Source organism: Flavobacterium sp. C4GT6 (assembly GCF_036347315.1).
In the GTDB taxonomy this organism is placed as follows: domain Bacteria; phylum Bacteroidota; class Bacteroidia; order Flavobacteriales; family Flavobacteriaceae; genus Flavobacterium.
Map to the genome: position 1 here is coordinate 66450 of NZ_JAZGZU010000004.1, position 17004 is coordinate 83453.

At 37.7% G+C, this 17004-nt stretch carries 14 protein-coding genes; 11 read left to right on the forward strand and 3 right to left on the reverse strand.

The genetic code is table 11. The annotated features are described in order from the left end of the window. Positions 1–33: 33 nt before the first annotated feature. A complete protein-coding gene (locus V3Z67_RS06565; protein ID WP_330442553.1) occupies positions 34–1284 on the reverse strand; it encodes an ABC transporter permease in 1251 nt (416 codons plus the stop codon). Positions 1285–1441: 157 nt separating this feature from the next. On the opposite strand from V3Z67_RS06565, the gene purH reads away from it, so the two are divergent. Genes purH through rodA form a run of 6 tightly spaced genes read left to right on the forward strand, consistent with a single transcriptional unit; the run spans position 1442 to position 8494 of the window. After that, positions 1442–2968: a bifunctional phosphoribosylaminoimidazolecarboxamide formyltransferase/IMP cyclohydrolase gene (gene purH / locus V3Z67_RS06570; protein WP_330442554.1), complete on the forward strand. Its 1527-nt coding sequence runs from the start codon at positions 1442–1444 to the stop codon at positions 2966–2968. Between the two features lie 60 nt (positions 2969–3028). Further along, complete coding sequence (locus V3Z67_RS06575) at positions 3029–4057, forward strand: rod shape-determining protein (RefSeq protein WP_035133962.1); 1029 nt, start codon at positions 3029–3031, stop codon at positions 4055–4057. A gap of 13 nt (positions 4058–4070) precedes the next feature. Continuing rightward, positions 4071–4895: a rod shape-determining protein MreC gene (gene mreC, locus V3Z67_RS06580; protein ID WP_330442555.1), complete on the forward strand. Its 825-nt coding sequence runs from the start codon at positions 4071–4073 to the stop codon at positions 4893–4895. Beyond that, entirely contained in the window at positions 4888–5391 is a 504-nt protein-coding gene (locus V3Z67_RS06585; protein WP_330442556.1) for a rod shape-determining protein MreD, read from the forward strand. The genes mreC and V3Z67_RS06585 overlap by 8 nt, the downstream gene beginning before the upstream one ends. Next, positions 5388–7238, forward strand: coding sequence for a penicillin-binding protein 2 (gene mrdA, locus V3Z67_RS06590; protein ID WP_330442557.1), 1851 nt, complete (start codon positions 5388–5390; stop codon positions 7236–7238). Before V3Z67_RS06585 ends, mrdA begins: the two co-directional genes overlap by 4 nt. Then, complete coding sequence (gene rodA, locus V3Z67_RS06595; protein ID WP_330442558.1) at positions 7238–8494, forward strand: rod shape-determining protein RodA; 1257 nt, start codon at positions 7238–7240, stop codon at positions 8492–8494. The genes mrdA and rodA overlap by 1 nt, the downstream gene beginning before the upstream one ends. Before the next feature lie 8 nt (positions 8495–8502). Here the strand turns inward: rodA and V3Z67_RS06600 are convergent, their stop codons facing one another. Together V3Z67_RS06600 and V3Z67_RS06605 are read right to left on the reverse strand one after the other, a co-directional pair. Next, positions 8503–9612 carry an ABC transporter permease gene (locus tag V3Z67_RS06600; RefSeq protein WP_330442559.1) on the reverse strand — a complete coding sequence of 370 codons (1110 nt, stop codon included), beginning with the start codon at positions 9610–9612 and terminating at the stop codon, positions 8503–8505. 8 nt (positions 9613–9620) lie between these two features. After that, positions 9621–11819, reverse strand: coding sequence for a carboxy terminal-processing peptidase (locus V3Z67_RS06605; protein WP_330442560.1), 2199 nt, complete (start codon positions 11817–11819; stop codon positions 9621–9623). A gap of 138 nt (positions 11820–11957) precedes the next feature. On the opposite strand from V3Z67_RS06605, the gene surE reads away from it, so the two are divergent. The 5 genes from surE (at position 11958) to V3Z67_RS06630 (ending at position 17004) form a co-directional block, all read left to right on the forward strand. After that, a complete protein-coding gene (gene surE / locus V3Z67_RS06610; RefSeq protein WP_330442561.1) occupies positions 11958–12740 on the forward strand; it encodes a 5'/3'-nucleotidase SurE in 783 nt (260 codons plus the stop codon). After that, on the forward strand, positions 12727–13017 hold the full coding sequence (locus V3Z67_RS06615) for a hypothetical protein (RefSeq protein ID WP_330442562.1): 291 nt from the start codon (positions 12727–12729) through the stop codon (positions 13015–13017). The genes surE and V3Z67_RS06615 overlap by 14 nt, the downstream gene beginning before the upstream one ends. Before the next feature lie 45 nt (positions 13018–13062). Then, the gene (lpxB, locus tag V3Z67_RS06620; protein WP_330442563.1) at positions 13063–14184 is read left to right on the forward strand and encodes a lipid-A-disaccharide synthase; all 1122 of its coding nucleotides are present in this window, start codon (positions 13063–13065) and stop codon (positions 14182–14184) included. Between the two features lie 64 nt (positions 14185–14248). Next, complete coding sequence (locus tag V3Z67_RS06625) at positions 14249–14953, forward strand: C40 family peptidase (RefSeq protein ID WP_330442564.1); 705 nt, start codon at positions 14249–14251, stop codon at positions 14951–14953. Between the two features lie 59 nt (positions 14954–15012). Beyond that, positions 15013–17004 carry a ComEC/Rec2 family competence protein gene (locus V3Z67_RS06630; protein ID WP_330442565.1) on the forward strand — a complete coding sequence of 664 codons (1992 nt, stop codon included), beginning with the start codon at positions 15013–15015 and terminating at the stop codon, positions 17002–17004.

The following is a 17004-nucleotide window of genomic DNA, read 5'->3' on the forward strand; positions in this document are numbered from 1 at the left end:
AATGCAGGGACTTTTTTATTATATCTAGATTTATTACATTCCGCTTCTAATAGCCTCTACAGGATCAAGTCTTGATGCCGAAACCGCAGGCATTATTCCCGAAACAAGACCTATAGCTACCGATATACCAATACCCCAAATGATATTGGCTGCACTTAAAACAAACTCAAAGTCAAGCACCTTAGTTAAAACAGCCGCTATTACCCATACCAGTGCCATACCTACCAGTCCGCCAATTACACAAAGTATAATAGCTTCAAACAAAAACTGAAGCAATATAAATTTCCTTTTTGCACCAAGTGCTTTTTGAACACCTATAAGATTAGTCCTTTCTTTAACCGAAACAAACATAATATTAGCAATACCAAACCCTCCAACAATAATAGAGAAAAAGGCTATTATACCGCCACCAAGGTTTAGGTTAAACACAATATCATCAATAAAATCAGTAAAGCCCGAAAGGATATCAATCATAAAATTATCAATCTCACCGGCTTTAATCCCTCTGTAACTTCTTAACTTATAAGCTACCTCTGCCTTTACTTCTTCCCCAGTATAACCGTCTTTGGGCTTTATAATAATAATAGGCGTCATAAAATCATTATGATCACCATATTTACGACGCAAAAAGTTAACCGGAAGAAATACAGCAGTATCATTATTCTCGCCAAAGCTTCCCTGCCCCTGTTTGTTCAAAACACCTATCACGGTAAATTTCTGTCCATACATTCTTATCTTCCTACCTACAGGATCTACAGCCCCAAACAAAGCATCGGCCACTTCATAACCAATTACGATAACCGGTGTACCGGAAACCGATTCGGCCTCATTATAAAAACGACCGTTAGATATATCCAGCTTCTGTATATCGGTAAATTCATACGACACTGGAACCACATTTATATCACTAACCGATTTGTCATTGTATTTAACTACTTCCCTGCTGGTAAAAATTTGATAAGCCAGCTTATCAGCCATAGTTACCGATTCTTTCAGGTACTGGTATTCGGCATAAGTAACATCCGGGAATTGATCCCTTTTCCACCTTGGAACATTACTGGGTGCAAAAGAAAACCTTTTTAAATACATGGTATTCCTGTCTACACTACTAAGCTGCTCTTTTATTTGCCTATCCATAGAGTCTACAGCAGCCCAAACAGCAATAATAGAAAATATACCTATGGTAACTCCAAGCAGCGACAAAAAGGTACGCAGCTTATTGTTCCTAAGTGCATTTAGGGCAAATCCGAGGCTTTCTCTAAGCAAACGCAGGTATAACAGCATAACATTTTTTATTGAGTTGTGTAAAATTCAATATTTTTTTCGCAAAATCCTAAAAACTAAAAACATTAAAATTAAAAAAACATAAAATTATATGTTATATCTCTTTGAATGTTAGCTATACAATAACTACTTTTGCACCTTTAGAACACGCATCAAAATGAGCACAGTAAAAAACATTTCATCAGCCCTTATCTCAGTATTCGATAAAGACGGCTTAGAACCTATTGTAAGGAAACTACACGAAAATTCAGTAACCATCTATTCTACCGGAGGAACAGAATCTTTTATCAAAGATTTAGGCATACCGGTTGTAGCTGTTGAAGACGTAACTTCTTACCCTTCAATACTTGGGGGACGAGTAAAAACATTACACCCAAAAGTATTTGGAGGTATTCTTAACCGTCAGGACAACGAGTCGGACGTACAGCAGATGAAAGAATTCGATATCCCGCAAATTGACCTGGTTATTGTTGACCTGTATCCTTTTGAAAAAACTGTAGCCTCGGGTGCTCCTGAAGCCGACATTATCGAGAAAATTGATATTGGTGGCATTTCACTTATCCGTGCTGCAGCAAAAAACTTTAAAGACACTGTTATCGTTGCCTCTGTAGACGAGTACAGCCTGTTTTTGGATATGATTACTAAAAATAACTGTGGTACTACAATCGAAGAAAGAAGACTACTTGCTACAAAAGCATTCCACGTTTCTTCAAACTACGATACTGCAATATTTAATTACTTTAATACAGACGATACTTACTACAAAGAGAGTATTGCTAACGGACAGGTACTTCGCTACGGCGAAAACCCTCACCAAAAAGGTTTCTTCTTTGGCGAGTTTGACAAAATGTTCAGCAAACTTCACGGTAAGGAATTATCATACAACAACCTTCTTGATGTAGATGCTGCCGTTAACCTAATGCAGGAATTTAAAAACGATGACCCTACATTTGCTATCCTTAAACACAATAATGCTTGTGGCTTAGCAACAAGAAGCAATGTAAAAGAGGCTTACCTTGACGCTCTTGCAGGCGACCCTACTTCTGCTTTTGGAGGTGTACTTATCTCTAATGCAAAAATAGACAAGGCTGCTGCCAGTGAGATAAACCAGCTTTTCTGTGAAGTTGTTATTGCTCCGGCTTATGACAATGACGCTCTTGAAGTGCTTCAGGAAAAGAAAAACAGAATTATTTTAATCCAAAACGAAGTAGAACTACCTGCTAAACAGGTTAGAACATGCTTAAATGGATTATTAGTTCAGGATAAAGACAATATTACAGATAATAAAGAGCATTTAAAAACCGTTACATTAACTTCACCTACTGAGCAGGAAGTGGAAGACCTGCTATTTGCTTCAAAAATCTGTAAGCATACAAAATCCAATACCATCGTTTTTGCTAAAAACAAACAGCTGTTTGCAAGCGGCACCGGACAAACGTCTCGTGTAGATGCTTTAAGGCAGGCTGTAGAAAAAGCAAACTCATTTAACTTTGACCTTAACGGCGCTGTAATGGCAAGTGATGCGTTTTTCCCGTTCCCGGATTGCGTTGAAATGGCTAAGCAGGCAGGAATTACTGCTGTAATACAACCGGGAGGCTCAATTAAAGACGAGTTGAGTATAAACTACTGTAATGAAAATAATGTTGCAATGGTATTTACAGGAACACGTCATTTTAAACATTAATTTGTTATTTTTGTTTGTGCATCTTATTTTAAATAAACTAAACCCTGAGGAATAAAAAGTATGGGATTTTTTGATTTCATGACCGAGGACATTGCGATTGACCTTGGTACCGCAAACACCCTGATTATACATAATGACAAAGTTGTTATTGACAGCCCGTCTATAGTAGCGCGGAACCGTGTTACCGGTAAAATAATTGCCGTTGGTAAAGAAGCCAATATGATGCAGGGTAAAACCCATGAAAACATCAAAACCATACGTCCGCTTAAAGACGGGGTTATTGCAGACTTTGCTGCATCGGAAGAAATGATAAAAATGTTTATCAAAAGTATTCCGGCTTTAAAAAAGAAACTGTTTCAACCGGCCCTTCGCATGGTTATCTGTATCCCTTCGGGTATTACCGAAGTGGAGATGCGTGCAGTAAAAGAATCTGCCGAAAGGGTAAACGGCAAAGAAGTATACCTAATCCACGAACCTATGGCTGCGGCCATAGGTATTGGTGTGGATATTATGCAGCCTAAGGGTAATATGATTGTAGATATAGGTGGTGGTACTACCGAGATTGCTGTTATAGCACTTGGCGGTATTGTATGTGACAAATCGGTTAAGATTGCGGGTGACGTTTTCACTAACGATATTGTTTACTACATGAGAACCCAACATAACCTTTTTGTTGGTGAGACAACTGCCGAAAAAATCAAAATTCAGATTGGTGCTGCCCTTGAAGATCTTGAGTCTCCACCGGAGGAAATGTCTGTTCAGGGTCGTGACCTTTTAACAGGTAAGCCAAAACAGGTTGATGTTTCATACCGTGAAATCGCCAAAGCCCTTGACAAGTCTATCCAGCGTATTGAGGATGCTGTTATGGAAACACTTTCACAAACTCCCCCTGAACTTGCTGCCGATATTTACAACACCGGTATTTACCTTGCAGGTGGTGGTTCGATGTTAAGAGGACTTGACAAACGTATATCACAAAAAACAGACCTACCGGTTTACATCGCCGAAGATCCGTTAAGAGCGGTTGTACGCGGTACCGGAATGGCACTTAAAAACATCGAGAAATTCAGGAGCATACTTATCAAATAAACAGCAATAGTTCATGCAGCAAATATTTAATTTTATATTTAAAAACAGTATCTTATTACTGTTTTTGCTGCTTTTAGGCATATCGTTATCGCTGGTATTTCAGTCTCACTACTACCACAGGAGCAGAGCTGTTACATCGGCTAATGCGATATCGGGCTATACCTACGAAAAAATAAACGATGTCGAGCAGTATTTCAGTCTTAAAGAACAAAACGACAAGCTTGCTACCGAAAACGCTACATTAAAACAATTACTGTATAACAGTCAGGACACTATTGCTATTCCTGCCGTACAGAAACCACAGGGACTGGATAATTTTACCGTTATACAGTCTAAAGTCATATCTAACTCTTACAACAATTACGAAAACTACTTAACCATTAATAGCGGCACTAACGATGGTGTTAAACCCGACATGGGCGTTGTAAGCAGTTTAGGCGTTGTAGGTATAATAGAGAATACATCTAAAAATTATGCTACGGTAATCAGTATACTAAACTTAAAGTTTAAGCTGGATGCCAAAATTAAAGGCAGTAACCACTTCGGAACCCTAAAATGGGATGCCAAAAATGCAGGTTACGCCCAACTTACTGAGGTACCAAGACTGGCATCTGTAAAAAAAGGTGACACTATTGTAACCGGAGGACGATCGGTAATATTCCCGGAAAATATTCCAATAGGCAAAATCGAAAATATTTTCAGAGATACCAAAACAAACTATTACACACTAAGCGTTAGGCTGTTTAACGACATGACTAACCTTAACCATGTATACATTATAGAAAACAAAGACTTACAGGAGATAAGAGACCTGGAAGCCCGTACCGGAGATGAATAGCACAGTTATAGGCAACATATCACGATTTGTCCTTTTGATGGCAGCACAAATTCTTGTTTTTAACAAGATGGAACTGTTTGGCTACACCGCATTTCCGTATATATTATATATCCTTTTATTCCCTGTTAACGGCAATAAAGCTGTATTGCTTATTACTGCTTTCTTTTTAGGACTTACTCAGGATATCTTTTTAAACACATCAGGACCACATGCCGCTGCCTGTGTTTGCTTAGCCTATTTCAGGCCAGCTTTTTTCAGATTTTCATTCGGTATCAGTTACGAATATCAAACTATACGGATAAATGACCGCCTTACGCCCGAACGTTTTTCATTTATTCTGATTTCAGTTGTAACACACCATTTAATTTTATATCTTTTGGAGTTATTAAGGTTTACTCTTATCATAGACACCCTGATAAGAACGGTTGCAACAACTGTTTTCACCCTAATTCTTAGTATTACCATAATTTATTTAATTAAGCCGGGCAAACAATGAGAAAGATTTTACTGCCAGCCATAATTATAGCTGCAGCGCTACTGATAACGGTCAGACTTTATTATCTACAAATACTTGACGACTCTTACATTGAGGCATCGGACAACAATGCCGTTAAAATAAAATACGAATACCCTGAGCGTGGTTATATATACGACCGTAACGGAGAGCTACTGGTAGCTAACCAACCTTCATACGACATTATGGTTACTCCTAATGAAATGAAGGATACAGATACGCTTGAAATATGCAGCCTTCTAAGCATTACCAAAGAAGAATTTATACGAAAAGTTGAAAAGGCAAAAGTATACAGCCCAAGGCTACCCTCTATCTTTTTAGCTCAGCTAAATAAAAAAGAGTTTGCCGCTTTTCAGGAAAAAATACGACGTTTTAAAGGTTTCGACATTGTTAAACGTTCACTAAGAGATTATCAGGTAAACGAAGCAGCCAATGTTTTTGGCTACATCCAACAGGTTAATGATTATATCATTCAAAAAAATCCATATTACAAAAGTGGCGACCTTATAGGCAGACAGGGAGTTGAAGAAATGTATGAGGATGTACTTAGGGGTGTAAAAGGTGTAAAACGCATACAGAGAGACCGCTTTGGAAGGGAAATAGGCCCTTTTAAAGATGGCATGTATGACACTATTGCCGTTAAAGGTAAAGACATTACCTTAACCCTTGATGCTGAACTACAAAAATATGGTGAATCACTAATGTTTGAAAAGCGCGGCGGTATTGTTGCTATTGAGCCTAAAACCGGTGAGATACTGGCATTGGTTACCGCTCCCAGTTACGACCCGGCAATACTTGTAGGGCGCAAACGCTCAGAGAACTACACCAAATTATCCAGAGATACTATAGCTGTACCCCTATTTGACCGTGGACTTTTAGCCGAATATCCTCCGGGATCTCCGTTTAAAATTCTTACCGGACTTATAGGACTACAGGAAGAGGTAATTGACGAGAATACTACTTTTATTTGCCATCATGGTTTCTTTTATGGTCGCGGGGCGTTTATGAAGTGCCACGATAGCGGTCCGTCAAAACTGCATAACGGCATATACAACTCCTGTAATACTTACTTTGCCAGCACTTACAAACTGACTATTGACAAGTATGACAAACCAAAAGACGGTATGGATGCCTGGAGTAACCATTTAAAGAGTTTTGGGCTTGGTAACTTTTTAGGATATGACCTGCCACCGGGAAGAAGAGGATTAATACCCGATGGTGATTACTACAACCGTTACTATCCTAACGGCGGATGGAGAAGCACAACTACCATATCAAACGCTATTGGGCAGGGTGAGATTAAAATGACTCCTATCCAGCTGGCAAACATGATGGCTACTGTTGCTAACGAGGGTTATTATTACACCCCTCATATCATCAAAAATATTCAGGATGGTAAAATTGACGACAAGTTCACTACCAAACATGAAACCACTATCAACAAAGAGCATTTTAAACCTGTGATAGACGGGTTATATGATGTATATAATTTAGGTACAGCAAAAAGTCTTCGTATTGAGGGTATAGAGATTTGTGGTAAAACAGGTACAGCCGAGAACTATGCAAAAATAAACGGCAAAAGGGTAAAACTACAGGATCACTCGGTATTCGTAGCGTTTGCACCAAGGCATGATCCAAAAATCGCTATCGCTGTATTTATTGAGAACGGATACTGGGGAGCACGCTGGGCAGGACCTATTGCCAGCCTTATGATAGAGAAATACCTAAAAGGCGAAATAACACGTAAGGATTTAGAAACAAAAATGCTTACACAAGGCCTTAAAGAAGAATATGATAAAGTTATAAACGGATATTATAATAACAAATAATGAAAAACCAGAGTGTAATTAATAATGTTGACTGGCCTTTAATTTTCCTATATACCGCATTGGTATTACTGGGCTGGATGACTATATACTCTGCTTCCTTACCTACAAATCCGGGTTCTATTTTTGACCTGAGCGAAATTTATGGTAAGCAAATGCTTTTCATAATGATGTGTATCCCTTTAATAAGCGTGATACTTATGCTCGATGCTAAAGTTTACGAGAAGTATTCCCTTATATTTTACATACTCTCACTCATACTCCTTGCCGGACTATTTGTTGCCGGTAAAACCATAAAGGGACAAACCAACTGGTATGCATTTGGGGGCTTTAGTATACAACCTTCAGAATTTGCCAAGATAGCCACCTCGCTTATCCTTTCTAAATACCTTAGTGATGTACAGATAAACTTAAAGCTTGCCAACAACCAAATGATAGCCTTTGGTATTATAGCAATGCCTGTATTACTTATTATGATGCAGCCTGATGCCGGTAGTGCCATGATATTTTTATCTCTGGCTTTTGTACTGCATCGTGAAGGCTTACCATCATGGTATTTATGGACAGGCTTTTTTGCAATACTGTTATTCCTTTTGGCATTACTTATAAAACTTCAGTTTTTAGTAGTATATATAATTGCCGGAATTATTATCCATTATGTACTGAACAGAAAAAAGAAAAGAAACATATTCCTGTATGGCATAACTTTAATCACAATGATAGGCTTTACCTTCTCAGTAGACTATGTTTTTAACAACGTACTTGAAGAACACCAAAAGGACCGTATCAATGTACTTTTTGATAAAAATGTAAATATTCAGGCCGAAGGTTATAACCTAAACCAATCAATGATTGCTATTGGATCGGGTTCGTGGGCAGGTAAAGGATACTTAGAAGGAACACAAACCAAAGGTAAGTTTGTACCCGAACAGCATACTGACTATATTTTCACAACAGTAGGTGAAGAATGGGGCTTTGCAGGTTCAATGACTGTAATAGTTTTATTTGTGACCCTGCTCCTACGTATACTATATTTGGCAGAAAGGCAAAAATCGCGTTTTAGCCGAACGTATGGCTACTGTGTGGCAGCATTGCTCTTTACACACTTTTTCGTTAATATAGCGATGCTAATAAAGCTTTTCCCAACTATCGGGGTACCGCTTCCGTTCTTCTCGTATGGAGGATCAAGCCTGTTTGCTTTTACTACCCTGCTGTTTATTTTTATAAAACTGGATGCCAATAAGGTCAATGAGTGGTAGTTATTATCCTACTCTGCTTTCACATCGAGGGCATCCCTTAGAGCATTCCCCACCATCATAAAGGCAAGCACCAATAATAACATGGCTATACCCGGCGCTAATGCCAAATAGGGTTTACCTAAAATAATATAGTTGTAGTGATCTTTAATCATACCTCCCCAGCTTGGCACAGGTGGTTGTGCACCAAGCCCTAAAAAGCTAAGCCCACTTTCCACCAGAATAGCCGAAGCAAAATTAGCCGCCGATATTACTATAACCGGAGCCATACTGTTAGGCAGTATATGATTAAATATTATTCTGACATTGTTATACCCTAAAGCCCTCGCGGCTGTCACAAACTGCATTTGTTTAATACTCATAACCTGCCCTCTAACCACACGGGCAACCTCTACCCACATAGTAAGCCCGACAGCCACAAAAACCTGCCAGAATCCTTTCCCTAAAGCCAACGTGATAGCTATTACTAAAAGCAGTGTAGGTATAGACCAGATTATGTTTACCAGCCACATTACAAAAGCATCTACCTTACCTCCAAAAAAACCGGCAATGGCTCCAAAAAATATCCCTACAACAAGCGATATAAATACAGCCACAAAACCAATAGCAATAGACACCCTTGAGCCAACAATAAGCCTACTCAATAAATCCCTACCCTGACTATCGGTACCCAGTATAAACTTTTGTTCGTTTATAAAGTCTGTCTTAATAGTTTCGGGGTCATTTGTACCAAATACCGTAAGCGGAACAGATTTAGTAACTGCCAAATCGGGATCGTTAGTATATTCGATATAAGTAAGGCTATCATTCTTTATTTCATAACCAAGTATAGGCACTTTAGGCTGAACAAACTCTTTCCCCGTAAAATAATCAGAGAAGTGTGTTTTCTCAGTTTTTCCCGGCACAGGTAGTGTAAGCATCTCTACTTTAAAGCCCGGTGACTTAGAATGAATAGACAAATCTCCCCAGTTGGCATTTTTGGTACTATCAGGTGCAAACACATAAGCAAATACAGCAATAAATACCAAAATTAAAATGAATGATAAACTTAAAACGCCCCAAAAGTTCTTTTTAAACTTTTGGAGCGCTAAAATTGTGAGGGATTGATTATTTCTACTCATTAAAACTGTTATCTTGTTTTAATAGGTTTCTCTTTTTTATTAAGGGTAACCGCTGTTTTAGCCGATTTATCCTGCATGTCACCAAGTACATTTATTGCTTCTTCAACATAAACATCTTTAGCCAGGCTCTCATACCATATTTCCTTTTTCTCTGCAAAGGCAGGGTCTTTATCAAAAATTGCCTGTTCGTATGGAAGCGGTTTAAATTCAAGTCCGTTTTTGTAATCGGAGATGGCTTTAAACTTCTTGGTAATATTCTCGGTCTTTTTAAGCTCTGCCTTAAACTTGTCTATATTAAGGTCAAACTGATTGTCGTCTTTTTTAGCGTCAATCCACTTTGCATTTTCGTCAATTAGCTTAAACTGGTCATTTTTAGAAATCCTGTCATTACTTTTAGCAATAACTAAATCATAGTTATTTTTAAATGGCTTAAATGAAGCTGCATCTATTTTATCCCAAGGCATAGCCGTTTCGCTATCACGCTCACCCATTTGCAGGTAAGCATATCTGTCCGGCATTACGATATCACTGTAAACACCTTCTCTTTGAGTAGAGCCACCATTAATTCTGTAAAACTTCTGCGTAGTAGTTTTAAGCGCACCAAGGTCTCCCATTGAGTTACCTCTAACAAATTGGTTAAGGTCAATTACATTTTGTACGGTGCCTTTACCATAAGTATGCCTGCTACCTAGTATTAGTCCACGGTTATAATCCTGAATAGCCGCAGCAAAAATCTCTGAAGCCGAAGCCGAGAAGTTGTTCACCAAAACCACAAGCGGTCCGTCCCACTCTACTTTAGTACCTTTATCCTCTAAAACCTCTTTATTCTTGTTAGACGATTTTACCTGAACAACAGGTCCTTCAGGCACAAATAAACCTGTCATATCTACAACAGTTCTAAGTGAACCACCACCGTTATTTCTTAAATCAAGAACAATACCGTCTACTCCATATTCTCTTAATCTGATAACTTCCTGCTTTACATCTTTAGCAGCATCACGATTATCTTTATTTTCAAAGTCAATATAGAACTTAGGCAGGTTAATAATACCATATTTTTTTCCGTCTTTCTCTACAACGCTCGATTTAGCATAGGTCTCTTCGATCTCTACTACCTCTCTCACTATAGGAATAACTTCAATACTACCGTCTACTTTTTTAACTGTAAGTCGAACCTCTGTACCTTTAGGGCCTTTAATTTTTTTTACCACATCGTCAAGGCGCATACCTGCAATATCAACAGGCTCATCTTCACCCTGAGCTACTTTCATAATAAGATCACCCTGCTCAAGTTCTTTCCCTCTCCAGGCAGGTCCGCCCGGTATAAGTTCAGATATCTCTACATAGTCACTTTTCTTTTGCAGTCTGGCACCAATACCTTCAATAGAACCTCTCATACTGGTATCAAATTTCTCCTTATCATCCGGAGCAAAGTAGAATGTGTGTGGATCAAACCTCTCTACAATAGAGTTAAGATATATACTAAACCACTCATCACGGGTAAGATCGTCAATAAATTCAAAGTACTGATCTAATGATTTACGGCTTGATTCGCGAGCCTCTTCTTCAAGTTCATCAAAAGACTTCATTTCAGGTTTATCAGCTTTCTCTTTTTCTTCAGCCGACTTCTTGTTGTAAGTCTCAAGATTTTTCTCCTGTACCTTTTGCTTATCTGTTATAGACGAAAGCACAGAAAGCTTAAGTTGTTTTTCCCAACGTAACTTTAGTTCATCTTTAGATTTTGCATATGGCTTATGCTCATAATCGGCATCAAAAGTTTCATCAATACTATAATCAAAAGGTTTATCCAATATATCTTTATAAATATCTTCAGACTCTTTTAATCGCTGAATCAATTTAGTGTAAGTAAGATCAAAAAAGGTAAGATCCTGAGTATTGATCATATCATCAATCTGAGTTTCATATTTAGCAAACTCATCAATATCTGACTGTAAGAAAAAACGTTTAGAAGGATCAAGTCCTTCAATGTAATCTTTATATACTCCTTTAGAGAAATTGTCGTTAATAGCAGCCGGATCATAATGCCCTTTTTCAATAACAAACGTTATAAGTTCCAGTAAAAGTTTGTCCTTATCTGGGTCAGATTCTTTTTTTCCGGGGATAAAACTAAGTAGTGCCACCGCAAGTACGGTAACAAACATCAGTATTTTATAGTTTCTTTTCATAAATTCCAAAATAGCTTTCATTATGTAATCTGTATAAAAAAGCGTGCCAAAAATTCAAACGGCATGAGTTAACTTCAATAAAAATAAAGGGCACGAAAGCAAAAATGCTTATTTTAGCTAACGTAAAAGTACAATACTTATTTTGATTTTACTAAAAGCATGAAGAAAAAACCGCTAATACTGGTTACTAACGACGACGGTATTTCCGCACCCGGAATAAGAGCATTAATATCGGTAATGAAAACTATAGGTGATGTTGTGGTAGTGGCGCCTGACAGTCCACAATCTGCCACAGGTCACGCCATAACCATAAACAGTACACTATCTATCAATAAAATAAACACTGATCCCGATGTTGACAGCGAATATAGCTGCTCGGGAACCCCGGTAGACTGTGTGAAATTTGCCGTAAACGAAATACTGGACAGAAAACCCGATCTATGCGTATCGGGCATTAATCACGGGTCCAATTCATCCATAAATGTAATTTATTCGGGAACACTAAGTGCCGCTGTAGAAGCTGGTATTGAAGGTATACCTGCCATAGGTTTTTCATTAGTGGATTACAACTGGAACGCCGACTTTGAAGCTGCTAAATCTTTTATTAAAAAAATAACCCTACAGGTGCTTGCTAACGGGTTGCCGGAAGGTGTTATCCTTAATGTAAACTTCCCTAAACTAAAGGAGAACGAAATTAAGGGTATCAAAATATGCCGACAGGCAAAAGCAATGTGGATGGAGGAGTTTGACAAAAGACAAAACCCGCAGGGGCGCGATTATTACTGGCTAACCGGAAAATTTGTAAACCTCGATAATGGCGAAGACACTGACGAGTGGGCTTTAGAAAAAGGCTACATCTCCATAGTACCGGTTCAGTTTGACCTAACCGCACATCACGCCATACAACAATTAAATTCGTGGAAATTAAATGAAAATAAGTAAATACATACAGGTAGCCATAGGTATAATTATTGGCTTTGCTATTGCCTCATTAGGTATATTTTTATATTTAAAATATGTGGAATCTACTACAGGAAACAACCTAAACGATACTATCACTGCAATAAAGTCGCAGGGCGTAATGGGTAAAGTAATTACCATTGGCGCAATACCTAACCTGCTTATATTTTTCCTCTTGCTACGATTAAAAAGAGATATGATGGCCTGGGGCATAATAATTGCTACGGCTATTTTAACTTTAATTACAGTATTTGTATAAAAAAGGCTGATTAAATTAAGTACTTTTGACCTATAAACACTAAGCATGAAATATTACATTATAGCCGGTGAAGCTTCGGGAGACCTGCATGGTTCGAACCTTATGAAAGAACTGCACAAACAGGACCCAGAAGCAAACATACGCTTTTGGGGAGGTGACCTTATGCAGCAGGCAGGCGGAACGCTGGTTAAGCATTACCGTGAGCTGGCATTTATGGGATTTGCAGAAGTAGTAGCCAACCTACGTACTATTTTAGGTAATATTAAATTTTGCAAGGAAGACATACTGGGCTTTAAGCCCGATGTGATTATTTTTATAGACTACCCCGGTTTTAATATGCGCATAGCCAAATGGGCAAAGGAACTGGGTATTAAAACACATTACTACATTTCCCCACAAATATGGGCCTGGAAGGAAAACAGGATTAAAGCCATTAAGAGGGATGTAGACCACATGTATATCATACTTCCTTTCGAAAAGGATTTTTATGAAAATAAACATCAGTTTGCCGTCGAGTTTGTAGGACATCCGCTAATTGATGCCATTCACAATCGTAAACCAACCGATGCCGAAAGTTTTAAAAAAGAACATAATCTTGACGATAAACCTGTTATTGCACTTTTACCGGGCAGCCGTAAGCAGGAAATCTCAAAATTACTTAGCGAAATGCTTTCTATAGTAAAGGATTTTCCCGACTATCAGTTTGTAATTGCCGGAGCTCCGTCTCAGGATTACGAGTTCTACCAGCAATTCCTTAAAAACAGTAATGTTCATTTTATAAGTAATAAAACATACGATTTGTTGAGCATAGCTCACGCTGCTTTAGTAACATCGGGCACCGCTACTCTCGAAACAGCACTCTTTAAAGTACCCGAAGTGGTATGCTATAAAGGCAGCTGGATATCTTACCAGATAGCTAAACGTATTATCACCCTTAAATTCATTTCACTGGTTAACCTTATTATGGATCGTGAAGTGGTTAAAGAACTAATACAGGGAGAATGTAACCGTAAGAACATCAAAAAAGAGCTGCAAAAAATACTGGATCCTGAACACAGGAAGAAAGTACTTACTGACTACGACTTACTGGAACAGAAACTGGGCGGTGAAGGTGCAAGCCAAAAAACAGCTCAACGAATAATTAAGCATTTGAACGAAGGAAAATAAAACCCGTATTTTTATTTTTATATTTGTGTATAGCACAACTGTAATAGTAACCAAACAACAGCTTTTGAAAAAATTAGTATCCATATCCGTTTTCCTATTACTGGCGCTTTCCTGGAAAGCTTCGGGACAGATTATAACATCTAAGGAAGAGGCTGTGGAAAAAGGATTATATTCTTACAGTGAAGTACCCGGAAGCCTTGATATTACATCAGGCGGTAGCGGAAGTCAAAGTAACGACACTGAAAAATCAAAGAAAAAGAGAAAGCGCAAAAAAAGCGAGTCGGTAAATGAACCGACTACACAGCCTGTTACTGTTGTCAAAAAAGAAATTGAGCTGGACGAAAATGATTATGGCTTTGTTTCTGATTTTACCTTCGACAATTATACCCAAATCCAGATTGTAAATAACGCCATGGATTTTGAAGGCGTACGTTACAGAACCGGAGGAACTACAAAAGACGGCATGGACTGCTCAGGACTTGTTTTTACTACCTTTAAGATTTTTGACATTTCCCTACCCAGAAGTTCTTACGAACAGGCAAAGGTTGGCGAAGAAATTAAACTATCTGAAGTAAAGCCCGGCGACCTGCTTTTCTTTAAAACTAACCGTCGCAAAAAAACTATTAATCACGTAGGGCTGGTTACATCTGTAGAAAACGGCGAAATCCTTTTTATACATTCAACACTTAGTTTAGGCGTTACCGTATCTTCCATGAGTGAAGAATATTACACAAAAAGTTTCGTTCAGGCTAACAGAATACTTAACTAATATCTCCCTTTTACAAAAACTAACTTTTACTATCTTTGGGCAATACCTTACCTAAAGATATGATAATAGCATTACTAACATTATTTTTTGCAGTAGGCATTATTGCCGGCTATTACATAAACCCATCTGTAAATTCAGCCTTATATTTTTTAGCCGTTGCGTTATTGCTTTTACTATTCATATACAGGAGAAGCCAAAAACAACTAATACAAAAACCTTACTTTTCCATAAGTACATGGCTGTTAACTTTTAGCTTCGGGATACTTTCTTACACTATACACAACGCTCCCAATCAAAAACTACATTACTCGCATTATGTAACCGATAACGCAATTATTGAAGGCACTATAACTCACCGATTAAAACCTACCGAATTTTCCGAAAGATATTATTTTGAAGTTAGCAGAGTAAATCACCATAAAACCACAGGTAGGATATTAATTAGCTCTAAAAATAAAAAATTCAGCCCGGGAGATAAACTTATCATTACAGAATCACCAAACCAAATAAACAAACCTCTCAACCCTTATCAGTTTGATTATGCAGCTTACATGGAAAAACAGAATATTTTCCATCAATTAAACCTGAATAAAAATTATGCACTCATCGACCAGACCAAGAGCTTCAATTATTATCTTGACTACACAAGAAACAAACTGACAGAAAGTTTCAACAAAAACACTTTCGACCCAAAAGAAATTGCTCTACTAAAGGCTTTACTACTGGGACAACGGCAGGACTTGAGTACAGAAACAACAGAGACGTTTGCTTCTGCAGGAGCTATACACATACTGGCTATATCAGGGCTGCATATTGCGATTTTATTTTTCCTGCTTAATCTGTTACTAAAACCGTTAGACAGATTATCAAAAAGAGGCAAAACAATAAAGTTGATATTATTACTACTATCACTTTCGGGTTTTGCCATACTTTCGGGCTTATCACCGTCGGTAGTCAGGGCTGTTATCATGTTTAGTTTTATAAGTATTGGTCAATATTTAAACCGAAACAGTAGTATGATGAATTCGGTTGCCATATCCATGCTGCTTATACTCCTGTTTAATCCCAAGCAGCTTTTCGATGTTGGTTTTCAGTTAAGCTATACGGCAGTCATAGCTATTATTGCCTTAAGACCTATATACAAAAACATTAAGCTGTCCAAATACCGAGTTATAAACTACTTTACAGATATCGCTATTATATCAATAATAGCACAAATAAGTACCCTCCCGCTATGCCTTTACTACTTTAAGCAAGTACCATTACTATCTGTCGTTACCAATATTATTGTTGTTCCGCTAACCGGATTACTATTAACCTTTGGAATACTAACACTACTATTCAGCTTTATCAGCCCACACCTAGCACATATATCTGGAATAGTCTTAAAATGGCTTATAAAAATCCTTAACAATTATACCGAATGGATTGCTGGTTTTGAGAGCCTCAACATTAAACAAATTACATTCACTTTGGTGTTTTCAATTATCCTGACATTAGTAATGATTACATTAGGTATATGGCTAAAAAAACAGACATTTAAAACCACAATAGCTGTATTAGGTTGTTTTCTTCTCTTTCAAATAAGCTATTTGGGTTATAAAATCCATGTAACGAACAGCTGTGAACTGATTGTATTTAACAATTACAACGAATCAGTTATCAGTATAAAAGACTGCAACAGATTAACCATTCTCTGCAACGATACTACAGCATATCCTATAAAAACAATTAAACCCTACCTCACAGCCACTTTTAATCCCAAACCCACACTTACCCAACTCAACACATTATTATGGTTTAAAGGGCAAAAAATAGCTATTATTGAACCTAACACCATTTATCCCGAAAACCTGAATCCGGATATAATACTACTAAGCCATTCCCCTAAAATAAATCTTGAAAAAGTAATTAATGAAATGAAACCGAAAACAATTATTGCAGACGGCACTAATTACAGGAATTTAATACAACAATGGAAAGCTACCTGCCATAAACAAAATATCCTTTTCCATGCTACTGCAGAAAAAGGATATTATAAACTTGAATAA

Excerpts from the sequence above, each read along its gene's own strand:
- V3Z67_RS06565 (WP_330442553.1), bottom strand. The coding sequence starts at position 1,284 with ATGCTGTTATACCTGCGTTTGCTTAGAGAAAGCCTCGGATTTGCCCTA.
- purH (WP_330442554.1), top strand. The coding sequence starts at position 1,442 with ATGAGCACAGTAAAAAACATTTCATCAGCCCTTATCTCAGTATTCGAT.
- V3Z67_RS06575 (WP_035133962.1), top strand. The coding sequence starts at position 3,029 with ATGGGATTTTTTGATTTCATGACCGAGGACATTGCGATTGACCTTGGT.
- mreC (WP_330442555.1), top strand. The coding sequence starts at position 4,071 with ATGCAGCAAATATTTAATTTTATATTTAAAAACAGTATCTTATTACTG.
- V3Z67_RS06585 (WP_330442556.1), top strand. The coding sequence starts at position 4,888 with ATGAATAGCACAGTTATAGGCAACATATCACGATTTGTCCTTTTGATG.
- mrdA (WP_330442557.1), top strand. The coding sequence starts at position 5,388 with ATGAGAAAGATTTTACTGCCAGCCATAATTATAGCTGCAGCGCTACTG.
- rodA (WP_330442558.1), top strand. The coding sequence starts at position 7,238 with ATGAAAAACCAGAGTGTAATTAATAATGTTGACTGGCCTTTAATTTTC.
- V3Z67_RS06600 (WP_330442559.1), bottom strand. The coding sequence starts at position 9,612 with ATGAGTAGAAATAATCAATCCCTCACAATTTTAGCGCTCCAAAAGTTT.
- V3Z67_RS06605 (WP_330442560.1), bottom strand. The coding sequence starts at position 11,819 with ATGAAAGCTATTTTGGAATTTATGAAAAGAAACTATAAAATACTGATG.
- surE (WP_330442561.1), top strand. The coding sequence starts at position 11,958 with ATGAAGAAAAAACCGCTAATACTGGTTACTAACGACGACGGTATTTCC.
- V3Z67_RS06615 (WP_330442562.1), top strand. The coding sequence starts at position 12,727 with ATGAAAATAAGTAAATACATACAGGTAGCCATAGGTATAATTATTGGC.
- lpxB (WP_330442563.1), top strand. The coding sequence starts at position 13,063 with ATGAAATATTACATTATAGCCGGTGAAGCTTCGGGAGACCTGCATGGT.
- V3Z67_RS06630 (WP_330442565.1), top strand. The coding sequence starts at position 15,013 with ATGATAATAGCATTACTAACATTATTTTTTGCAGTAGGCATTATTGCC.